Below are 16,605 nucleotides of genomic sequence, written 5' to 3'. Positions count from 1 at the left end.
GGTTTTGGAGCGGGCAAAGGGGGTCGAACCCTCGACCTTCTCGTTGGCAACGAGACGCTCTACCACTGAGCTATGCCCGCTTGTTAAATTTACTCGATATTATTAAGTTATTTAACTTTTACAATATTAGAAAACCATACTTTTTAGACAAAATCCATCAAAATATTTATTTCTTGTGCCAAGAGTGTGTCATTCAAATTTTTAATTATATGACTTAGGGGGAAAATATTTATTATGACTATACAATTACCTTGAGAGATTTTTGTGTTAAATTATTTTTAACCAATTCTAATTACATTAGTTCCAACAAATTCGTATTTTGGTATTTCTAAGTTTGTAGGAGCTGGCCCTTTTCTGATTCTTCCTGATGTATCATAATGTGAACCATGGCATGGACAAAACCATCCTCCATATTCACCTTTGTCACCTAAAGGAACACAACCAAGGTGAGTGCAAATTCCAATCATTACAAGCCATTCATCTTTTTTTACTCTATCTTCATCTTTTTCTGGGTGTTTAAGCTCGTTTAAATTTACTTTTCTTGCGCTCTCAATATCTATTTTAGTTCTTCTTCTGATAAAAACTGGTTTACCTCTCCATAAAACTGTAATTGTGTTACCAGGTTTTAAAGCGCTTACATCAACTTCTGTACTCGCTAATGCTTTAACTGAAGCGTCTGGATTCATTTGGTCAATTAAAGGCCAAACTACAGCTCCAACTCCAACTGCTCCAACAGCGTAAGAGGCAGTGAATAGAAAATCTCTTCTTACAGGTTTTTTGTCTTTTGAAGTATTTTTCATTATTATATTTAATGACAAGCTTGATTGAATTTTTTAAGTCTCCAATAATTGTAAGGCCATGGTGTTAAAAATCCCACCATTAACATAATCGGTACTACCCACCACGTAAGTTGAGCTCCACCTGTTAAATAATAATCTGTTGCATTCATCGTGGTTTCCATAGCCACCATTGAAATGAAACTCATCCCACAAGCTGTTTTTAATGCTTTAACAAATTTAAAATCTTGTCTCATTAAAATAAAGGTTTCAAGCATAATGCTGGTTAATATACCATTAATGATTGCTAAGATCATTATACCAAGAACAGGAAATGGGGTTTGAGTTAGTTGAAAATATAGTATGGTTCCAAAATCACCAATTACACACCCGATAACACACCACATAGTATTTTTAGCACTTTTTCTCCACGTGTGTTTACACGACCAATTAAAATCTTCAGATGTAATGTTTTTTTCTATCATTTATTAGTTGATCTAAACTTCAACAATCATGTTTACATCGTAAGTAATAACCCGGAGCATAGCAAGTTATTTCAATATTTTCTAATTCCTTAAGTATAATAAGTATTTATTACCGATTCATGCTTATTAAATAGAAATAATAATTTAAAACATAAAACGTGAACCAATAACAAAGCTTAAATTATTTAAGTCTTCACCTTCATCTCTAGCTAAGTCAGCAGTTTCACCAAATTTTTTTCCTCGCGATATACCAATGTAAGGAGAGAGAGTTCGGTCAAAAAAATCATAACTTAAGCGTAAACTTGTTTCGATAGAATTAAGGCCAGACCCAACACCTATTTCCTTATCATCGGAAAAAGCAAAATCCATTTCAACAGAAGGCCGAAGAATTAAATAGTTTGTGATAAGAAGTTCGTATTCTGCATCAAGTCTTGCAGACGTATTTCCTTTTTCGCTAAGAAAAATGTCCGCATCTACTTCTATCCATTGTGGAGCAAGGCCAGTTATACCAATAACACCATAAAAACGATCTTCCTCTTTAGTTGGTGTATCAAGTCTAACACCAGCTTTAACATCAAAGAAAGTTGATAGAGGCTTTGAAAGCATTAATCTATTTTCTAATTCCTCATTATCTCCTGATTTTGTGTTGATTTCACCACTTCCATACCAGTTCAAATTAATTTCGTCGGTACCAATAAATGCACTGCCACCCCAGTTAAAAGATTCTCCACTTTTATCACTAAAACGATATTCAAATTGTTCTAAACTTGAACCGTAATAAACTTTAGATTCCTTCGCATAAGATGGCAGTGAAAAAATAATTGCAGCAATAAATAATGTTACACAAAAGTGTTTATTTTTTGAAATATTTTTCATGTAGTGCTATTTCTGTTACTGAACATTTGACGTCAAGGATGCTTGTTGATTGGGAATACCTTCAACCACTATTTTTCTAAACATACCAGTATCCGCATGATAAGATAAATGACAATGGAAAGCCCATTCCCCTATCACATCAACTTCTGTTTCTGTATAAAGTGTGGTACCGGGTGCAACGCTAACAGTGTGCTTAATTGGGTTCCATTTACCAGCGCCTGTATCCAATATACTCCACATTCCATGAAGATGCATAGGATGTGACATCATTGTTTCATTAACAAATTTAAAACGAACACGTTCACCATATTGAAGTTTAATAGGATCTGCATCTTCGTATTTTTTTCCATTTATAGACCAAATATAACGATCCATATTTCCTGTTAATCGAATTTCAATTTCACGAGTAGCATCCCTATCTTTGTATAATATTTTTTGTGTTTTAAGATCTGAATAAGATAGAAACTTACCCTCATTATCGGCTTTAGGAGTGAGACCACTCCCTACAGCATAAAATGGATCAACCTTTGAGTTGCCCATTTTCATTTTACTATGATCCATTTTACCATCAACCATTTTCATTTTACTATGGTCCATTTTACCATCAACCATTTTCATTTTACTATGGTCCATACCTTTCATAGGCATATCCATGTTTCCATGATCCATACCCATATCAGCCATAGTTAAGGATGGTTTATCTCCCATAGTAGGAATGTTGGCTTGCATACCTTCACGTGGTGCAAGCGTTGCTCTGCCAAAAGCTGATTTGGCCATAGAAGCTGCAAAAATACTATAAGCGATATCTTCTTCTGGCTTTACAATTACATCATAAGTTTCTGCAACAGCAATTCTAAATTCATCAACACGAACGGGTTGTACATTGTTACCGTCAGCTGCAACTACAGTCATTTTAAGCCCAGGAATTTTAATATCAAAATAAGTCATTGCCGATGAATTAATAAATCTTAAACGAATTTTTTCACCTTTTTTAAATAAGCCCGTCCAATTATCACTGGCTGTTTTTCCATTTATTAAAGGAATGAAGCCTTGGACATCTTCAATATCTGTTTTCATCATTCTCATACTACCCCAAGCCTTACGATCATCCATGGTTTCAGATAAACCATTTTTTTTAGAATCTTTGAAAAAATCTATTAATGTTTCTTGCTGGCGATTATAATAATCTGGCATCATTTTAAGATTACGCATAATTCTGTCTCCAGAATGCGGATGTGCATCCGTTAACTGAATAACATAATCACGGTCATACTTAAAAGGTTCACGTCCCTTAGATTCAATAACAATCGATCCATAAGCTCCATCTGGTTCTTGAAAACCACTATGGCTGTGAAACCAATAAGTTCCCGATTGAACAATTGGAAAATTATAAGTGAATGTTTCACCTGGCTTTATACCTGCATAACTAATATTTGGTACCCCATCTTGCGTATAGGGTAAAATTAATCCATGCCAATGAATAGAGGTCGTTACATCTAAATTATTAGTTACATTAATAGTAACATCTTCCCCTTCTTTAAAACGCAATGTGGGCCCAGGTGTTGCTCCGTTATAACCAATAGCTTGGCGTTTAAACTTGCCCGTATCTAATGTAACTTTATCAACGCTAAGATTATAAGTTTCAGCCATAGCAGATAGGCTAAAAAATATTAAAAATATAAATGATGCTATTATTTTCATAAATTTTATTAATTAAATTTAACCATAGCAACCATTCCAGCATCATAATGACCGGGAACATTACAGGCAATTTCTAATGCTACTTTATCTTTAAATTTCCAAATAATTTCACCTTGCGTACTAGGTTCTAATAAAATACTGTTAGGGTCATCATGAGTCATTGGGCCATCTCCCATATCCATTTTCATAGCTTCTTGATTAATACGGTCTGCTTCTAAAGCACCATGCTCAACCATCATTATCATTTCTTCTTGGTGTTTTATGTGCATTTCAGCTGTACCAATATTAAATTCATGAACTAATTCTCCTTTATTTTTAATAATAAAACGAACGGTTTCACCAGGTATTATGGAAAAATTTTCAGGTTCATAATAATTATCAAACATTGTCACTTCAATGGTTCTACTAACATCGCTAGCTTTTCCAGGTTCTCCTGCGTGACCACCAGAATGCTCTCCCGCTGCATGAGCCAATGATGTTGATAAAGCTGCTAATAAAATTGATATAGAAAATATAGATTTTAAATTCATAATATATTTTTGCTTACTCCTTAATTGTTAATAAATTTTATTCTTTAAAACAAAATTTATGGTTAAAAAAAGATTTTATAAACTCTCCACCTACAAGAGAGTCAAGTTAATATTAAGGGTTTAAATTTATAATATTGCTTAGCATAATCGTTTAGAAATATTAGTTTTTATTCTTTAAAATAAAGTTTAAAGTAAAAGAATTACAAAATTTACACAAAGTAGAGAATCAAATGAAAATTAGTGAAGCCGCAAATAGAATCAAAGTTCCAATTAAAAAAATAAGATATTACTCTGATATTGGACTTATTAGACCCAGTAGAGTTAATAATGGCTATAGGGATTTTACAGAAAATGACTTAATAAAACTTCAATTAATAGTAAAATCAAGATCTTTTGGTTTTTCTATAAAAGAGTGTTCAACGTTAATAAAATTATTTGAAAACAAAAGTAGATATAGCAAGGATGTTAAGGAAATTGCTGTACTAAAAATAAACGATATTGAAAACAAAATTAAATCCTTAAATATGTTAAAGAAAAATTTACAAAAAATATCCAAACAATGCAAAGGTGATAAAAATTCAAATTGCTCTATTTTAGATAATTTAACATTAATAAATTAAATTATAGTTTTAGACGAACGCGTAATTATTGTTTGAAAGCTTTTATTAATTCATGAAGATTAATTTATATGGTCATGAATACAGAATATTCCGCATCAATAAGCTGGTAAATAACATAAGGTGCTTCTTTATTTCCTGGCATACCAGGTGTCCCAATTGGCATTCCAGGCAAAGCTATGCCGTCAATATCAGGTTGATCTTTTAGTAATTTATTTATCGCTTCAATAGGCACATGACCTTCTATAAAATATTTACCCACAACACTAGTATGACAAGATTGCATTTCTCCTGGAATATTATGTTTTTTTTTAATCAAGTCGAGACTTGTCATATTTGTTTTTTTTACCTTAAACTGTTCTCCTTCAAGAAATGAAACGTATCCATTACAGCATCCACAAGTTGGAGTTTTAAAAACCTCGACAGTATATTTGCTAGTTTTTGCAACGGGAAAAGCATCTTGTTTATTAGTGACAAAGTTAAAAATATAAACAGATGATATTAATAAAACTACTAATATAACTGATATAGAAAATTTAGATTTTAAATTCACAATATTTTTTTAATTCTGTTCATTTTAATTTTTAATATAAACCTTCCACCTACGAGAGAGTCAAATAAAAATTTTGTTACTACTAGGTTGCAAAATAAAGGTTATTAAGAAAAGTATTGATGATACTCGAGAACACTTTAACTGTGAAGTAGGCTAAAGGTAATGAAATTTATAATAATATTTATTTACATAATAACTACCACTGTTGGTTACGCTATAGAAAAACCAGATATCAAAAATTTAATATTAACAAAAAATCTAAAAACTTATGAAGAGGTAATTTTTAAAGACAAAAATCAAAAAAATATTGATTTAGCCAATTATAAAGGGAAATTAATAATACTTAATTTTTGGGCTACCTGGTGTCTTCCGTGTAAAGAAGAGATGCCATCATTGGATAATTTACAAGCAAACATTAGTTTAAATAACCTAAAAATCTTTCCAATAAATATAAGTCAAGAAAGTCTGCCAAAAGCAGAATCTTTTTTTAAGGAGTTGAATATTAAAAATTTAGATATTTACTTTGATGCACCCATAACATTGGCAAAAAAATTTTCTTTAAGAGGAATTCCAACAAGTATTTTATTTAATAAAGAAGGCAAAGAATTTGCAAGAATTATAGGTCCTATCGATTTTAATGATAAGGAATTTATTAATTGGTTGAAGCTTTATAATTAATTCAAGTTATATTTTTGCATAAATAAATACTAAATCTCATAGGGTGACCATACAGAACATTTTTCTTATAATGAATTAATTAGATCAGGCGCTATTTTTTTAGATTTACCAGAATATCTAATTGCTTTAATAGCATCTAGATTAGACTTATCGTCACCGACAATTATAAAGCCAATCATTCCAACGCTTTTATGTGGAGTACACCAATAAGCATAAATACCCGGGGTATCAAATTTAAATTCTACATCTTGACTATATTTAGATTTAAATTTTTCAACACCTTCAGGAACGCCACCTTTAATAAACTCTACATTATGTCCTTTATTGGTAGCTTTCCAAAAAACTTTATCTCCAACATTTATTTTTACAATTTTTTGAGAAAAAACCATGATTTCTTTTTCTTGTTTATTTAACATTTCTACTGTTGCATCGGCTGCAAGGGAAGCGGTGTTTAAAAAAATTACTGAAAACAAAGTTGTAACTAGGGTGGCTATTTTTTTTATCATGGTTAATTTAACTTTCTTCGTATATGAGTTAATAAATTATTATTATACACATAATTAGTAAAAAAAAATAATCAACTTTGTTAAGTATAACAAGTTGCCACATTAATATTAAGCCAACTTATAATTTAATTTTTAGCCATATTTTTTATTATAGAGAGATTCCTCTATAAATTTATCTAAGGTAAATAAATCACTGTTTTTATTTTTCATTATTTTTTAAATAAAATAAGAATGTGCCAGCTACTAAAAAAAGGATACTTATTAACTGACCTAGCGTTAAGTTTAAAATTAAATAACCAATTTGAGGGTCGGGAGATCTAAAAAATTCTATAAGAAATCTAAATAAAGAATAAAAAATTAAAAATAAAGCTGATATTTTTCCTGGACTTTGTAAATAATTTTTCTTGAAGAAATAACCAAGCACAAGAAACAAAATAATCCCTTCAAAAAAAGCCTCATATAACTGTGAAGGGTGTCTTTTAATATTGTCTATCAATACAAATTGAACAGACCAAGGTAAGTCAGTTGCTCTTCCAATAAGTTCTGAATTTATAAAATTTGCAATTCTTCCAAAAAAAATTCCAATAGGTGCTGATAGCGCTACCAAATCTAAGAATATAAATTGATTAACTTTATGTTTGCTTGAAAATAGTTGAGATGCAACAATAACCCCTATTAAGCCTCCATGAAAGGACATTCCTCCATTCCACACCATTAGAATCTCAAAAGGGTTTTCTAAGTAATATTCTAAATTATAAAATAGTGCATAACCAATTCTTCCACCTAAAATTACACCTATAATTAGATATGTAATAAAGTCGTCAAATAGATCTAATATGTGCTTGTCTTTAATTAATTTTTTTTTACAGTATGTCCACCCCAATATAATTCCAACAATATAAGCCAACGAATACCATCTAATTTCTAATGAAAAAATATGAAAAGCAACTGGGTCAAAATTATTAATAAACATTTTTTAAAACTAAATATAAAATATATTATATTTTTATAAATTAATACATGAACCCAGAAAACTCTCGCAAACTGTGGAAAATTATTCAGGAAGCTGGACTTTATTTGGGGAGTTAGCAGTACACACTAGCTCACACTAGCTCGCACTACCTTACACTAGATCCAACCTAAAAGATTAGTTAGAAAGAAATAACTATTGTAGAGGTGGATTATGAGTGATGAGAAACTAGATACCAAACTAGAACAAGTTGAGATAAAGCAAACTAGATCATCGGTTGAGCCGATCAGATTTACAGAGAATGCAATCAATAAAGTTAGAAAAGAAAACTATGTATTTGGCAAGCGACCAAACTTATATATTCCGTTTGAGGTCTCCAAAGATAGTCATCTTAAAGGATTAAAATTACGGATCTACAAAGGAGCTCCTGGCGAAAAAGAGACAAAGAAAGTTTTCTATGTTCAATATTGGTTTAATGGGAAAGCAGATAAACACAGCATCGGTCAATACAATCAGCGTTTCGGTGTTAGAGAATGTGATGAATATTTAATTAATTTAGTTAAAACACACACAGACTCAAAGACTAGATTTTGGATCAAAGATCCCAATATTACAAAACGAAATGAGAAGAGAATAGTTGAGAAGCCAGACACTACTCAAGCTTTTGAATAAATCCATAGATTAGATTTACTATACTACACTTTAGTTCTTAATTTTAGACTGACATTATTACTGTGTATTTTTTTTTATTTTCCATGTTTTTAGAAAGGCCGCTAATTGTAGTAAGGTAACAACTACAATAGTTGCTGCAAATGGAATCTGAGCCCAATTAGGATCAGGAACTTGCTTGTGGAAATCTTGAAAGTGAAGATATAGAAAATATGCAGTGTGAACAATAATCAACATCCATAAAACATAGGAACTCTGTTGCAAAAACTTCCAGACGGAGCCTCCTAATACTTTCTGAACCCAATCGCTTGATGAAAGCGCTAGGACAATTCCATAAACGAGAGCAATAATCCCAATTATGTTAGATAGGCCGAAACCATGTAACAACATTACATAAAGCTTAGTTTGGGGGTGCATTACATAACCGAACAGTCGGATCAAATCCCACTCAACCCAACCAACAAGAATAATGATAGTATGAGTGACAGCAAGCAACACTCCGTGAATACCCAGTTCTCTCCTCCAAGGAATAGCTGACCGGGCTATTTTTGATAAACGGGACAGTGGACCAATCATCATGGATAAGGCAATTAATACAAAACTCATATCACCCACCGCTCTGTTCCAGCGATGCATTTCAGACCATTGGGAGCGTGATTCTATAAATGCGTAGGTCCCTATAATGACGATCAGTAACACTATAATGTGGCGCGTCTTCCATCCAAAATTTAGTCGATAGTGTGTTTTTTCTATTTTCATATTTTTCTAAGGTAATTTAAATAAATTAATTTATAGATTTTTTTCAATTATCTTTTTTAAATTTTTATAGTTTAGGCTTTTGTCAAATTTTTTCTCATTAATGATTAAAGTTGGTGTTGCATTAACTTTATATTTTTTGGTACCTTCTATACGATCTTCTAATATATGGTTTTCTATTTCTTTATTATTAATACACTCATCAAAATTTAAGGAATAACCATTGTTTGATAAAAGTTTTTTTAAATTAGAATTTGCTTTTTCAACAGTATTTTCTTTGGCCCATAAAGTTTGATTTTTATATAAAAAATGTATTATTTTTGAGTCACCATCATTTTTACAATGAACAATTTTTGCAGCATTTAAAGCCATAATATCTAATGGAAAATTTCTAAATTCTATTTTAATTAGCCCTGTATCAATAAAATCTTTTTTTAATTCAGGGTATATATTTTTATGGAAGTTTGCACATGCTGGACAGGTTAAAGATTCAAAGGCTAAAATTTTAATTGGCGCATCAACATAACCTTCAAATATTTTTTTTATGTGATTTTCTGCTTTTACTGAAATTGTGATTAAAAAAATGAATAAAATAATAAAAATATTTCTTTTTACACTCATGGTCTTATTTCCTTTTAGTTATTAATATTTAAACTTTAATTATGTCGCTATCCAATTTTAATTATATTATTTCCAACAAATTCGTATTTTGGTATTTCTAAGTTTGTAGGAGCTGGCCCTTTTCTGATTCTTCCTGATGTATCATAATGTGAACCATGGCATGGACAAAACCATCCTCCATATTCACCTTTGTCACCTAAAGGAACACAACCAAGGTGAGTGCAAATTCCAATCATTACAAGCCATTCATCTTTTTTTACTCTATCTTCATCTTTTTCTGGGTGTTTAAGCTCGTTTAAATTTACTTTTCTTGCGCTCTCAATATCTATTTTAGTTCTTCTTCTGATAAAAACTGGTTTACCTCTCCATAAAACTGTAATTGTGTTACCAGGTTTTAAAGCGCTTACATCAACTTCTGTACTCGCTAATGCTTTAACTGAAGCGTCTGGATTCATTTGGTCAATTAAAGGCCAAACTACAGCTCCAACTCCAACTGCTCCAACAGCGTAAGAGGCAGTGAATAGAAAATCTCTTCTTACAGGTTTTTTGTCTTTTGAAGTATTTTTCATTATTATATTTAATGACAAGCAATTCCAAATTTTTTTAATCTCCAATAATTATAAGGCCATGGAGTTAAAAAACCCACTGTCAGCATTATTGGTACCACCCACCAAGTTAACATAGCGCCACCTGTTAAAAGATAATCTGTCAAATTCATTGCAACTTCCATACTAACCATTGAGATAAAACTCATTCCTAAGGCAGTTTTTAAAGCATCTTTAAATTTAAAATTTTGTTTGATTAAAATTATAGTTTCTAAAATAATACTTGTAATTAAACCATTAATAATTGCTAAAGTCATAATAGCTAAAACTGGCCATGGAATACCTGTTATTTGAAAATATAAAATAGTTCCAAAGTCTCCAATTGCACAACCTAACAAACACCAAGCGGTGTTCTTAGCGCTTCGTTTCCAAGCGTGATTACAAGACCAATTAAATGATATAGTTTTTTCCAACTTTAAATTTTAATTTATAGCTACCTTAGCTATCATACCGACATCATAATGACCCGGTACATTGCAGGCAATTTCTACATTGGAAGCATTTTCAAATTTCCATATCAAATCTTTACTACCTTTAGGTTCCAATAAAACACTATTGGCATGACTATGTGCCATTGATTTGTCCATCTTTGACATTTTTTTCATTTTATCTTTATCAATGCTATCAGCAAATAAAATTTCCATTTCAACCATTTTTTGCATTTCAGATTGATGTTGAATATGCATTTTTGGGTTTGCAATGTTAAATTCATGAACTAGTTCACCAACATTTTCTACTTCGAACTTTATAGTTTCACCTGATTGAACTTGAAAAGAACTTGGTTCAAAGTAATTATCATACATCAATACTTTGATAACTCTTGTAACATCCTCTTGTTTACCTTTTTTACCTATCATCATACTCTTATCAGCAAAAGCAGTTGAGATTGATAGAATTATAGAAATTGTAGTAATAAATAAGTGTTTAATCATGTATTTGATATAGGTAATTTATATAAAACTTCAATATGTTAATTCAGTTTTAATTGGTATTCATAGTTCTCTTTTGACCAAAAAGATTTGATATAAGCCAAAACACTATCAATTTCTTTATCAGACAATTTGTCACCAAAGCCCATCATTTTTCCTTCATAATTTTTTACTAATTTTGCAAGACCATATTTTATAATAGCATGTAGAGTTTTGTCATCATGATGCCATGTGTGTCCAGTTCCATTTAAAGGAGGTGCTTTTCTGTGACCATCCTCATCTACACCTTTCCAATTCTTTGCTCCAGATAAGTTAATCATATGACATGAAGCACAATTCTGTTCATATAAAATTTTACCTCTTTTAATCATCATTTTAGACTCTGTTGTTATAGGATAATGATTGCTAGCAAAACTAAAATCTAAATTTATTAAAAGTATTGTAATTATTAAAAAAAAATTTTTTTTCATAAAACATCTTAACACAAAAATCTCTTAGGCCAATCATATAGTCACCCAAAATAATTTCCCCCTTACCACTTCAAATAGAAAATATGTGTCACACCAGGGTCACAAATAGATTGATGATAGTAATGATATGTTCTACTTTAGGTTCGAACCGACAGAACTGACAGGTTTGTTTTATTGAGGAACCAAAGGTTTTGGTAGCGGGAAGTGGAATCGAACCACTGACCTCGGGCTTATGAGCCTGTGTTAAACCTACAGAAACCCTTTGGTTTACTTTGTGAAATCATTCACACAACCTCGCTTGTCACAACTCTGTCACAACAGAGGAGAAATTACTCTGTTAAATCTATGTTTGATAAAAACCTAAGTTTATTCCTTCAGTCTAAAGATAATATTTTAGATGAAATTATTTTTTCAATTTATAAAAATTTTGATAGTGACAGAAAAAGTAAAAAAGGAATAACTCCATCAGCAATTAAAGCTGAAAAAAAGGTTTTAGGACAACTTATAAACTCACTTTATCAAAGTTATTATTCTTTACCAAAATCATGGGTTTATTTTTCTTTAAGAGCAAAATCATTCACTGGTAAGAGTAGCTATAGAGTTTTCAAGAGAATATTCGATTATTTAAATTTAAATGATTATATAAAAGTCAAGTTAGGTACTGAAATTAAAAGAAAATCAACACGTATTTTTCCTTCTAAAAAACTCATAATAAAATTTAAAAGTATAGGTTTAGTGTGGAGGAAGTATGAAAATGATAAACAGAATGGAATAATTTTAAGAGATAAAATTAAAATAAATAATAAATATAAAAAGATAACAGTTAAGACACCAAACAATTCGTTAGTAAAAAAGTATCAAGACAATTTAAATAAGATTAATCAAAGCTTACTTAAGCATTGTGTGTGCATTGATATTAAAGACAATGATTTATTAGTTTTGGAGGAAGAATTAAAGAAGGGTTACTATAAAGAAAAATCTAAATATTTTTGGAAAGAACAAGTTCATCATTCTCTTAATTTTTCTCATGTAACTCTAAAAAGAATATTCTCTAAAAATAACTTGAGACTTCATGGAAGATTCTATGGTGGATGGTGGCAAAGTTTACCTGGTAAGTATAGACCACACATAACTATTGATGGTTATAAAACCTCTGAATGTGATTATTCAACAATGTCTCTAAGGTTGTTGTATGCTAAGGAAAATATAATTATTGATGACGATGTTGACCTTTATAATTTAGGACATCAGCATTCTAAACAACAAAGAGATTTAGTTAAAACCTATGTCAACGCTATTATTAATGATGAAAATAATAGGTTCAGGTTATCCAAAGATGACTTAAAGGTTTTAAACATGTCACATCAACAACTTACAGAGGCTGTAAATAAAACCCACAGCAAAATATCAAAGTATTTTGGAACTGGTATAGGTTTAGAACTTATGTATTTAGACTCTGTTATAGCAGAAGATGTTATGCTTAGTTTATTAAGAGAAGGTGTTGTTGTACTGCCTATTCATGACAGCTTCATAGTTCGCTATGGTTATGAGCTAAGTCTAAAAGCACAAATGAAAAGTTCATTTAAGAAGATTGTAAAAGCAAATATTAATGTAAAAGCTACAGGCCCCCTACTTCCTGAACATTTTAATAAAAATATTGATGTTTTAAGTGAAAGTAAAAAGCATAATATAATAGCTGGTAAAGATACTTGGGAACTTCTAATTGACACAAGTAATTCAATTCATGAGAAGTACTTGTCCTCTTGGAGCAAATATCACTAGTTCTTTCTTTTAATTCTCCTCCATTACCGGAAACGAGTAACAAGAGTAAAAAAACAGATAATGAGACGAATAAATATAAATTTTTTTTTTCTTATAAAATGGGTACCTTTCCCTAAAGTGGCACTTATTTATCTAAAGTGTCCTAATGTTTAGTTTTATGTAATTAAAACTATCCTATCTTATCTGCTAAATCTTGAGCTTTTAAATTAGTGTATGTTCTTAATAAAATCCTAGGGTCTGAATGACCTGAGATAAGCATAACCTCAGGCACACTCAAAGATTTGTTCAAAAATAAATTAGTAAGAGCTGTGTGTCTTAAATCATGAAAACATACGCCTTTTATTTGATGTTTTCTCATTAATTTCCTCCATTTATTACCAAGTGTGTATTTATTGATTTTAAAAGGAAGTTCAGACATTAGTAATACGCTCTTAGCTTTTTTTGTTAGTGGAATTATTCTGCCTCTGACTTTGGCAACTGGAATCTTTAATAAATCACCATCCATATGTTCTTCTTTAATTGATAGTATTTCTGATTTTCTCATGCCTGTCTCTAGGGCTATTAAAATGATATTTCTAAAATTTGTATCCAGAGTATTGTCAGATAATATCTTTTCTATTTCATTCTTATTTAATACTCGATTTCTTGGTTCTCCACGTTTAGGTCGTTTTATAGAGCTTAATGGATTCAAAACTGGATAACCCCACTCCTTTTTACAAGTAGTAAAAATAGAAGATATAACATCTAATCTTCTATTAACTGTATTTCCTGAAACATTTCTAAGGGAAAAATCTCTATACTCAGCTATTATCTTGGGACTAATTCTATTAATTGAATAGTTTATCCAAGGTTCTTTTAATAAGTTTATGATTGTGTATCTTTCATCTCTATAAGTCTTTTTTTTTACAGAAACTTCATTCAAATACTTATTCAAAATAAATTTAAAGCTGGGATATTGATGATAAAAAATACCAGCATCTTCCCGCTGGATATTTATCTCAGTTTCGGATGCCCATCGTTTTGCATCCTTTAAATGTTTGAAACTTTTATATATATTTGGATAATTTTTTAGTCTTATAATTGCTTGCCAATTATTCTTTCTTCTTCTTAATGTAGCCATTGTTTATCTCCTTCTGTGTCATCAGTGTGTCAAAACAACTTATAAATATCAGAAAGTGAATAAAACAAAGGGGGTCGAACCCTCGACCTTCTCGTTGGCAACGAGACGCTCTACCACTGAGCTATGCCCGCATTTAAAAAGGAGTATAGTTAGCTAATTTTTTTAATTCAAGCAATAATAAATGTGATATTACATTAAAATGAAAAAAGAAGAATTACCAAATACAATTCCCGTATTCCCTTTGAGCAATTTTATAATATTTCCAAAAACTACTGTGCCTCTTAATATTTTCGAGCCAAGATATATTGAGATGATTAACGATAGCATGAAGACAAATAAATTTATTGGCATGATACAGCCAAAATCTACTAGTGATGGGAAATCAATTAACCCATCTCTACATAAAATTGGCTGCTTGGGTAAAATTACAAGTTTTAAAGAAACAGATGATGGTAGATATTTAATTGATCTAAAAGGAATAATCAGATTTAAAATTTTAAAAGAAATACAAGCTAATAAACCTTATAGAAATTGTGAAGTAAATTTTGATGATTATTTAAATGATCTTAGTGAAAAAAAAGAAGATCTAAAATTTTCTGATTTGGAGTTAATTTTTAAAGATTTAAAACAATTATTTGAAAAAAGAGGTTTTATAATTAATTGGAAAGCATTAGAAAAACAAAGTTTAGATGAAACAATTAATGCATTAGCAATGGCTTCTCCATTTAGTTTAGAAGAAAAACAAGTTTTATTAGAAGCAGTTAACTTAAATTTAAGAAAAAATAAAATTGCAGAAATATTGTCAACTTACACTTTTGATGAATATAATAATACAACTCTGCAATAATACTTAATAACGAATACCGCTATCTGCAAATTTTTGAAGAAATTGATTTACCACTTTATTACTTCCAATAGCACTTATTGACTTTTTTAATAAATCAGAATTAATCTTACTTTCTAAATTAAATAATTCATAAACCCAATCTATACCTGATGAAAAAATAAAATTTTGGCTCTGCGAATTTTTTTGAAATTCCTGGCAAATAGATTCATCTAAATCCAATCCTAAATTAATCCTTTCATCAATTAAACTAGATAGAAATTTAATATCACGCAAAGACATATTAAATCCCTGTCCTGCTAGTGGATGTATTTTGTGAAGTAAATCCCCAAAAGCTAAAACATTGCCTTTATAATAATTTCTTAAACTTGAGGACTTTAATTGAAAATTTTTCCAAACATTAATTTTTTTAATAGAATAGATGGGATTATATTTTTTAACTAAATCATTCATTTCTAAATCACTTTTTTTTTTAAATGATTTTAAAGAATATACAATTGAGGTTTCTGTATCTGAAATCGGAAGAAAAGCTATTGGGCCAATTTTTGTAAAATTTTGATAGGCAGTATTATTCTTAATTTTTTTATGAATTATTGTAGTTGTATAAGCACAGCTATTATATTTTTTTTCAATCTTAGATGAAAAAAACTTCTTAATAATGGGATGAGTTGGATCAGAATTAAAAACTAATTTATATTTGCTTTTATCTACATCATAACTTTCTTTAAATCTTACAAATTTACTTTTTTTTAATTTATTAAATAATAATTTATGTAGTTCATTGTTTCGAATTATTGAGAAAATTTGATTATCTTTATTATTAAATTTCAGCAGTTCTTCTTTACTATTTTTTTCAGTATAAATTTTTATGTTTTTAATTTCCCACAAAATTTCTTTAATATCCAAAATTTCATTATTGAAATAATCTACATTAGATTTGGATATCCCTAATGTCCGAGATTGATCTTTTAAATCATTTTTTTTTATAGCGTAAATATCTACAAATAAGTCTTTTTGAGTTAAAACATTTGCAAGAGTTAAACTGACCAAACCATTGCCTATTACACAAACTTTCATAACAAATTAATTTTAACAATAAAAATTAGATGATACAAAG

Annotated in this window: 21 protein-coding genes and 2 tRNA genes; 5 read left to right on the top strand and 18 right to left on the bottom strand. The window is 29.9% G+C overall.

Features of this window, described 5'->3' with window-relative positions; translation table 11 throughout:
* Positions 1-5: 5 nt before the first annotated feature.
* From ACTTAU_RS01405 to ACTTAU_RS01380, 6 genes are all read right to left on the bottom strand, one after another.
* Positions 6-80: transfer RNA gene (locus tag ACTTAU_RS01405), tRNA-Gly, on the bottom strand.
* Positions 81-278: 198 nt separating this feature from the next.
* Positions 279-800 carry a ubiquinol-cytochrome c reductase iron-sulfur subunit gene (petA, locus tag ACTTAU_RS01400; protein ID WP_440632908.1) on the bottom strand — a complete coding sequence of 174 codons (522 nt, stop codon included), beginning with the start codon at positions 798-800 and terminating at the stop codon, positions 279-281.
* 8 nt (positions 801-808) lie between these two features.
* The gene (locus ACTTAU_RS01395) at positions 809-1,261 is read right to left on the bottom strand and encodes a DUF4396 domain-containing protein (RefSeq protein WP_438303876.1); all 453 of its coding nucleotides are present in this window, start codon (positions 1,259-1,261) and stop codon (positions 809-811) included.
* A gap of 144 nt (positions 1,262-1,405) precedes the next feature.
* Complete coding sequence (locus ACTTAU_RS01390) at positions 1,406-2,137, bottom strand: copper resistance protein B (RefSeq protein ID WP_438303877.1); 732 nt, start codon at positions 2,135-2,137, stop codon at positions 1,406-1,408.
* Between the two features lie 15 nt (positions 2,138-2,152).
* Positions 2,153-3,838, bottom strand: a complete 1,686-nt coding sequence (locus ACTTAU_RS01385; protein WP_440632907.1) for a copper resistance system multicopper oxidase — start codon at positions 3,836-3,838, stop codon at positions 2,153-2,155.
* A gap of 8 nt (positions 3,839-3,846) precedes the next feature.
* Positions 3,847-4,368 carry a cupredoxin domain-containing protein gene (locus ACTTAU_RS01380; protein ID WP_438303880.1) on the bottom strand — a complete coding sequence of 174 codons (522 nt, stop codon included), beginning with the start codon at positions 4,366-4,368 and terminating at the stop codon, positions 3,847-3,849.
* A 230-nt stretch (positions 4,369-4,598) separates the two neighbouring features.
* Here ACTTAU_RS01380 and ACTTAU_RS01375 point away from each other — a divergent pair, with 230 nt between their 5' ends.
* A complete protein-coding gene (locus tag ACTTAU_RS01375; RefSeq protein WP_438303882.1) occupies positions 4,599-4,988 on the top strand; it encodes a MerR family transcriptional regulator in 390 nt (129 codons plus the stop codon).
* Positions 4,989-5,052: 64 nt separating this feature from the next.
* Here the strand turns inward: ACTTAU_RS01375 and ACTTAU_RS01370 are convergent, their stop codons facing one another.
* Positions 5,053-5,538 carry a DUF411 domain-containing protein gene (locus tag ACTTAU_RS01370; RefSeq protein WP_438303884.1) on the bottom strand — a complete coding sequence of 162 codons (486 nt, stop codon included), beginning with the start codon at positions 5,536-5,538 and terminating at the stop codon, positions 5,053-5,055.
* 162 nt (positions 5,539-5,700) lie between these two features.
* Between ACTTAU_RS01370 and ACTTAU_RS01365 the strand changes: the two genes are divergently transcribed.
* Positions 5,701-6,216, top strand: a complete 516-nt coding sequence (locus ACTTAU_RS01365; RefSeq protein ID WP_438303885.1) for a TlpA family protein disulfide reductase — start codon at positions 5,701-5,703, stop codon at positions 6,214-6,216.
* A 65-nt stretch (positions 6,217-6,281) separates the two neighbouring features.
* Here ACTTAU_RS01365 and ACTTAU_RS01360 read toward each other — a convergent pair whose 3' ends face one another.
* Entirely contained in the window at positions 6,282-6,722 is a 441-nt protein-coding gene (locus tag ACTTAU_RS01360) for a pseudoazurin (protein WP_428079947.1), read from the bottom strand.
* A 199-nt stretch (positions 6,723-6,921) separates the two neighbouring features.
* Positions 6,922-7,695: a prolipoprotein diacylglyceryl transferase gene (gene lgt, locus ACTTAU_RS01355; protein ID WP_438303887.1), complete on the bottom strand. Its 774-nt coding sequence runs from the start codon at positions 7,693-7,695 to the stop codon at positions 6,922-6,924.
* Positions 7,696-7,905: 210 nt separating this feature from the next.
* On the opposite strand from lgt, the gene ACTTAU_RS01350 reads away from it, so the two are divergent.
* Complete coding sequence (locus tag ACTTAU_RS01350; RefSeq protein ID WP_440632906.1) at positions 7,906-8,364, top strand: hypothetical protein; 459 nt, start codon at positions 7,906-7,908, stop codon at positions 8,362-8,364.
* Between the two features lie 57 nt (positions 8,365-8,421).
* Here the strand turns inward: ACTTAU_RS01350 and ACTTAU_RS01345 are convergent, their stop codons facing one another.
* The 6 genes from ACTTAU_RS01345 to ACTTAU_RS01320 are packed head-to-tail and all read right to left on the bottom strand — an operon-like array spanning position 8,422 to position 11,742.
* The gene (locus tag ACTTAU_RS01345; protein WP_438304781.1) at positions 8,422-9,120 is read right to left on the bottom strand and encodes a ferric reductase-like transmembrane domain-containing protein; all 699 of its coding nucleotides are present in this window, start codon (positions 9,118-9,120) and stop codon (positions 8,422-8,424) included.
* A 30-nt stretch (positions 9,121-9,150) separates the two neighbouring features.
* On the bottom strand, positions 9,151-9,738 hold the full coding sequence (locus tag ACTTAU_RS01340; protein ID WP_438304779.1) for a thioredoxin domain-containing protein: 588 nt from the start codon (positions 9,736-9,738) through the stop codon (positions 9,151-9,153).
* A gap of 47 nt (positions 9,739-9,785) precedes the next feature.
* Positions 9,786-10,307, bottom strand: a complete 522-nt coding sequence (gene petA, locus ACTTAU_RS01335; protein ID WP_440632905.1) for a ubiquinol-cytochrome c reductase iron-sulfur subunit — start codon at positions 10,305-10,307, stop codon at positions 9,786-9,788.
* A gap of 8 nt (positions 10,308-10,315) precedes the next feature.
* On the bottom strand, positions 10,316-10,744 hold the full coding sequence (locus ACTTAU_RS01330) for a DUF4396 domain-containing protein (protein ID WP_438306242.1): 429 nt from the start codon (positions 10,742-10,744) through the stop codon (positions 10,316-10,318).
* Positions 10,745-10,765: 21 nt separating this feature from the next.
* Positions 10,766-11,275 (bottom strand): cupredoxin domain-containing protein, encoded by a 510-nt coding sequence (locus tag ACTTAU_RS01325; RefSeq protein ID WP_438304777.1) that lies wholly within the window; start codon positions 11,273-11,275, stop codon positions 10,766-10,768.
* Between the two features lie 38 nt (positions 11,276-11,313).
* Positions 11,314-11,742, bottom strand: coding sequence for a c-type cytochrome (locus ACTTAU_RS01320; RefSeq protein WP_438304776.1), 429 nt, complete (start codon positions 11,740-11,742; stop codon positions 11,314-11,316).
* 345 nt (positions 11,743-12,087) lie between these two features.
* Here ACTTAU_RS01320 and ACTTAU_RS01315 point away from each other — a divergent pair, with 345 nt between their 5' ends.
* The gene (locus ACTTAU_RS01315; RefSeq protein WP_438304774.1) at positions 12,088-13,524 is read left to right on the top strand and encodes a hypothetical protein; all 1,437 of its coding nucleotides are present in this window, start codon (positions 12,088-12,090) and stop codon (positions 13,522-13,524) included.
* Positions 13,525-13,693: 169 nt separating this feature from the next.
* On the opposite strand, the gene ACTTAU_RS01310 is transcribed toward ACTTAU_RS01315, so the two are convergent.
* Both ACTTAU_RS01310 and ACTTAU_RS01305 read right to left on the bottom strand, forming a co-directional pair.
* Entirely contained in the window at positions 13,694-14,644 is a 951-nt protein-coding gene (locus ACTTAU_RS01310) for a tyrosine-type recombinase/integrase (protein ID WP_438304772.1), read from the bottom strand.
* Between the two features lie 56 nt (positions 14,645-14,700).
* Positions 14,701-14,773, bottom strand: a tRNA-Gly gene (locus ACTTAU_RS01305).
* A gap of 70 nt (positions 14,774-14,843) precedes the next feature.
* On the opposite strand from ACTTAU_RS01305, the gene ACTTAU_RS01300 reads away from it, so the two are divergent.
* Positions 14,844-15,491, top strand: coding sequence for an LON peptidase substrate-binding domain-containing protein (locus ACTTAU_RS01300; protein WP_438304770.1), 648 nt, complete (start codon positions 14,844-14,846; stop codon positions 15,489-15,491).
* 3 nt (positions 15,492-15,494) lie between these two features.
* On the opposite strand, the gene ACTTAU_RS01295 is transcribed toward ACTTAU_RS01300, so the two are convergent.
* The gene (locus tag ACTTAU_RS01295) at positions 15,495-16,565 is read right to left on the bottom strand and encodes an FAD-dependent monooxygenase (RefSeq protein WP_438304768.1); all 1,071 of its coding nucleotides are present in this window, start codon (positions 16,563-16,565) and stop codon (positions 15,495-15,497) included.
* Positions 16,566-16,605 lie beyond the last annotated feature (40 nt).

It is taken from the genome of Candidatus Pelagibacter sp. HIMB1505 (assembly GCF_052047915.1).
GTDB classification, from domain to species: domain Bacteria; phylum Pseudomonadota; class Alphaproteobacteria; order Pelagibacterales; family Pelagibacteraceae; genus Pelagibacter; species Pelagibacter communis_A.
This window is presented reverse-complemented; position numbering and strand designations above follow the sequence as displayed.

Excerpts from the sequence above, each read along its gene's own strand:
- petA (WP_440632908.1), bottom strand. The coding sequence starts at position 800 with ATGAAAAATACTTCAAAAGACAAAAAACCTGTAAGAAGAGATTTTCTA.
- ACTTAU_RS01395 (WP_438303876.1), bottom strand. The coding sequence starts at position 1,261 with ATGATAGAAAAAAACATTACATCTGAAGATTTTAATTGGTCGTGTAAA.
- ACTTAU_RS01390 (WP_438303877.1), bottom strand. The coding sequence starts at position 2,137 with ATGAAAAATATTTCAAAAAATAAACACTTTTGTGTAACATTATTTATT.
- ACTTAU_RS01385 (WP_440632907.1), bottom strand. The coding sequence starts at position 3,838 with ATGAAAATAATAGCATCATTTATATTTTTAATATTTTTTAGCCTATCT.
- ACTTAU_RS01380 (WP_438303880.1), bottom strand. The coding sequence starts at position 4,368 with ATGAATTTAAAATCTATATTTTCTATATCAATTTTATTAGCAGCTTTA.
- ACTTAU_RS01375 (WP_438303882.1), top strand. The coding sequence starts at position 4,599 with ATGAAAATTAGTGAAGCCGCAAATAGAATCAAAGTTCCAATTAAAAAA.
- ACTTAU_RS01365 (WP_438303885.1), top strand. The coding sequence starts at position 5,701 with ATGAAATTTATAATAATATTTATTTACATAATAACTACCACTGTTGGT.
- ACTTAU_RS01360 (WP_428079947.1), bottom strand. The coding sequence starts at position 6,722 with ATGATAAAAAAAATAGCCACCCTAGTTACAACTTTGTTTTCAGTAATT.
- lgt (WP_438303887.1), bottom strand. The coding sequence starts at position 7,695 with ATGTTTATTAATAATTTTGACCCAGTTGCTTTTCATATTTTTTCATTA.
- ACTTAU_RS01350 (WP_440632906.1), top strand. The coding sequence starts at position 7,906 with ATGAGTGATGAGAAACTAGATACCAAACTAGAACAAGTTGAGATAAAG.
- ACTTAU_RS01345 (WP_438304781.1), bottom strand. The coding sequence starts at position 9,120 with ATGAAAATAGAAAAAACACACTATCGACTAAATTTTGGATGGAAGACG.
- ACTTAU_RS01340 (WP_438304779.1), bottom strand. The coding sequence starts at position 9,738 with ATGAGTGTAAAAAGAAATATTTTTATTATTTTATTCATTTTTTTAATC.
- petA (WP_440632905.1), bottom strand. The coding sequence starts at position 10,307 with ATGAAAAATACTTCAAAAGACAAAAAACCTGTAAGAAGAGATTTTCTA.
- ACTTAU_RS01325 (WP_438304777.1), bottom strand. The coding sequence starts at position 11,275 with ATGATTAAACACTTATTTATTACTACAATTTCTATAATTCTATCAATC.
- ACTTAU_RS01320 (WP_438304776.1), bottom strand. The coding sequence starts at position 11,742 with ATGAAAAAAAATTTTTTTTTAATAATTACAATACTTTTAATAAATTTA.
- ACTTAU_RS01315 (WP_438304774.1), top strand. The coding sequence starts at position 12,088 with ATGTTTGATAAAAACCTAAGTTTATTCCTTCAGTCTAAAGATAATATT.
- ACTTAU_RS01310 (WP_438304772.1), bottom strand. The coding sequence starts at position 14,644 with ATGGCTACATTAAGAAGAAGAAAGAATAATTGGCAAGCAATTATAAGA.
- ACTTAU_RS01300 (WP_438304770.1), top strand. The coding sequence starts at position 14,844 with ATGAAAAAAGAAGAATTACCAAATACAATTCCCGTATTCCCTTTGAGC.
- ACTTAU_RS01295 (WP_438304768.1), bottom strand. The coding sequence starts at position 16,565 with ATGAAAGTTTGTGTAATAGGCAATGGTTTGGTCAGTTTAACTCTTGCA.